The sequence below is a fragment of the Curtobacterium sp. B8 genome, from assembly GCF_000333315.1.
Taxonomy (GTDB): Bacteria; Actinomycetota; Actinomycetes; order Actinomycetales; family Microbacteriaceae; genus Curtobacterium; species Curtobacterium luteum.
In genome coordinates this window covers 1-3,385 of sequence record NZ_BACW01000127.1, presented here as the reverse complement: position 1 = coordinate 3,385, position 3,385 = coordinate 1, and the positions used below count along the sequence as shown (strand labels likewise).

Below are 3,385 nucleotides of genomic sequence, written 5' to 3'. Positions count from 1 at the left end.
GAGCGGGAGGTCGGGTCGTCGTGGACGGCGCCGACCGTGTGCACGACGACCGCGGGGACGGACGTGGGCACGGCAGGAGCCTCGACCACTCCCAGCGAGTGCATCGAGGCGGTGAGCAGAGCCGCGGCGATGAGCAGCAATCGGGTCTCCCCCGGGAAGGCCGTCCCGTCGCCTCCCTGCAGACGACGGGTGATGCTCGGTCGAGTCTACGGAAGACGGCCGATCTGGGAACATGCCCGCTGCAACTTGCCCCCCGTTCTGGGTGCACGGCGGGGTGTGCCGCTCCTGGTGGACAGGACCGGCCCGTGCTCCTGAGGGTGGCTCAGCCTTCCGGGGCCCCCTGCTCGTCGGGTGCGGAGGCGTCGGCGGGGGCATCGGTGGGAACGTCCGCGAGGGCGTCCGGGCCCTCGGTGACGAGCAGCCGGAACTGCTCCGCGTCGATGATCCGCACCCCGAGCTGCTCGGCCTTCGTCAGCTTCGAGCCGGCCCCGGGACCGGCGGCGACGAAGTCGGTCTTCTTGCTGACACTCGATGCCGCCTTGCCACCGGCGGCCATGATCGCCTCGAGCGCACCCTCCCGCGTGTACCCCTCGAGGCTCCCGGTGGCAACCACGGTGACCCCGGCCAGGACGCCGCCCTCCGCCGCCGCGGCACCGGGCCCCGGGTGGTCCGGGATCGCGAAGCGCACGCCGGCGGCGGTCCACCGCTCGACGATCTCGCGGTGCCAGTCGACCTCGAACCACGACAGGAGCGCATCCGCGATGATGCCACCGACCCCGTCGACCGCGGCGAGGTCGTCGCGGGAGGCCGCGCGGACGGCGTCGAGCGACCCGAAGTGCGACGCGAGCGCCCGGGCCGCGACCGGTCCGACGTGGCGGATGTTCAGCGCGACGAGGAGCCGCCAGAGGTCCTTCGTCTTCGCGGCGTCGATGTTCGCGAGCATCTCGAACGCGTTCTTCGACGGGTACCGGCTCGGCTCGCCGGTGTGGTCGGCCCCACGGGCGTCCGGGTCGAACGGGGGATCGGTCTTCTTGCGCGCCCGGCTGAACGGCGTGACGCGCTTCGGGACCCCGGCGTCGTCGACCTTCTGCATGCCGGTCTCAGCGTCGCGGACGATGACCTCGATCGGGACGATGTCCTCCATCGTGAGGTCGAACAACCCGGCCTCGGTCACGAGCGGCGGGGTCTCCGGGTGCAGCGGCTGCGTCAGGGCGGCCGCCGCGACCTCGCCGAGCCCCTCGATGTCAAGGGCGCCCCGCGAGGCGATGTGCTCGACACGACCCCGCACCTGCGCCGGGCAGCTCTTCGCGTTCGGGCACCGCAGGTCCTTGTCGCCCTCCTTGGCGGGAGCGAGCGGTGTGCCGCACTCGGGGCAGTCGGCGGGCATGACGAACTCGCGCTCGGTGCCGTCCCGCAGCTCGACGACCGGGCCGAGGACCTCCGGGATGACGTCCCCGGCTTTCCGCAGCACCACGGTATCGCCGATGAGGACGCCCTTGGCCTTGACGACGTCCTGGTTGTGCAGCGTCGCCTGCCGCACGACGGACCCGGCGACCTCGGCCGGCTCCATCGACGCGAACGGCGTGGCGCGGCCGGTCCGTCCGACGCTCACGACGATGTCGAGGAGCTTCGTGTGGACCTCTTCCGGCGGGTACTTGTAGGCGATCGCCCAGCGCGGGGCGCGGGAGGTCGAGCCGAGTTCCTCGTGCAGGGCGAGGTCGTCGACCTTGATCACGACGCCGTCGATCTGGTGCTCGACACTCGCACGACGGTCACCCGTGGACCGGACGAAGCCGAGGACCTCGTCGACGGTGTCGAACACGCGGTAGTGGGTGCTCGTCGGCAGGCCCCAGGTCTGCAGCAGCTCGTAGACCTCGGACTGGGAGCGGGCGTCGGTCTCGCGTTCGAGCTCCCGCACCGGCCACGCCCCGATGCCGTGCACGAGCATCCGGAGCCGCCGCAGTCGGTCGACCATGAGGGCGCGCTTCGCCTCGGACTTGCCCTCCTCCTTCTGGCGGAGCGAACCGGCGGCGGCGTTGCGCGGGTTGGCGAAGACCTTCTCGCCGGCTTCGCGCTGTCGGGCGTTGAGCTCGTCGAACTCGGCGACCGGGAAGAAGATCTCGCCCCGGACCTCGACGAGGGGCGGGTGCCCGGTCCCCGCGAGCCGGTCCGGGATCGTCCCCATGGTCCGGACGTTGCCCGTGACGTCCTCGCCCACGACGCCGTCGCCGCGGGTGGCGGCCGAGACCAGGCGGCCGTCCTCGTAGCGGAGGTTGATCGCGAGTCCGTCGATCTTGAGCTCGGTGAGCCATCGCACGCGCTCGGCTCCGGCGTCGCGTTCGACCTTGGTCGCCCACTCGGTCAGCTCGTCGGGGCTGAAGACGTTGTCGAGGCTCAGCATGCGCTCGGCGTGCTGCACGGGCGCGAACTGGGTCGTCTGCGCCTGCCCGCCGACGGTCTGCGTGGGGCTGTCCTCGGTGAGCAGCTCGGGGTGGAGTTCCTCGATCGCGGCGAGCCGGCGCTGCAGGGCGTCGTAGTCGGCGTCGGACGCGGTCGAGGCGTTGCCCTCGTAGTACTCGTGCCGCAGCTCGGCGATGCGGGCACGGAGCCGGTCGACCTCCCGCGCGGACTGGGCGGCGTCGAGGTCGGCGGGCGCCGTCGTCTCGAACGTGGCGTCGTCGGGCGTGCTGTCGCTCATGCCTCCAGTTCTACCGGCAACCACCGACCGGACGCGCAGGCACCGCCCACCCCGGGAGCGCCGCAGCGCCAGCGCGCGCCCACGCCTGCCCGCCGCGCGCGCCCACGCCTGCCCGCTGTGCGCGACCGTCGCGCTCAGGCGTCGACCGGCACCGCCGACACCGTGCTGTCGATCGTGCACTGCCCGAGCACCCGCGTGCCGACGTAGACGACCGCCGTCTGCCCGGGCGCGACGCCCGAGAGCGGCTCGTCGACGTCGATCACCAGGTGCCCGTCGGACACCCGCGCCGTCGCCGGCACCGGGTCGGCGTGCGCGCGGATCTGCACGTCGCACGCGAACGGCACCGTCGGGTCCGCCGGCGCCGTGCCCGCCCACGTGAAGCGCGCGCCGGACATCGAGGTGACGTCGAGCGCCTCCTTCGGGCCGACCACGACCGTGTTGTCCTTCGGACGGATCTCCAGCACGAACCGGGGCTTGCCGTCCGGCGCGGGACGACCGAGGTGCAGGCCTCGACGCTGCCCGACGGTGTAGCCGGTCGCGCCCTGGTGCTCCCCCACGACCGTGCCGTCGCGCTCGACGACGTCCCGGGGGCGGTGCCCACGCGGTCAGCGAGCCAGCCGCGGGTGTCGCGTCGGGGATGAAGCAGATGTCGTACGAGTCCGGCTCTGCGCCACGGTCAGCCCGCGG

The 3,385-nt window shown here is 72.9% G+C and carries 1 protein-coding gene and 1 pseudogene; both read right to left on the bottom strand.

From position 1 onward, the window contains the following. Window positions 1–322: 322 nt before the first annotated feature. Window positions 323–2,698, bottom strand: coding sequence for an NAD-dependent DNA ligase LigA (ligA, locus tag I59_RS03390; protein ID WP_022902671.1), 2,376 nt, complete (start codon window positions 2,696–2,698; stop codon window positions 323–325). Window positions 2,699–2,832: 134 nt separating this feature from the next. Beyond that, window positions 2,833–3,385: pseudogene (locus I59_RS19045) on the bottom strand (tRNA methyl transferase PRC-barrel domain-containing protein); the annotation flags it as partial.

What these genes read in the sequence shown, in the direction of transcription:
- ligA (WP_022902671.1), bottom strand. Translation starts at nt 2,698, where the DNA reads ATGAGCGACAGCACGCCCGACGACGCCACGTTCGAGACGACGGCGCCC.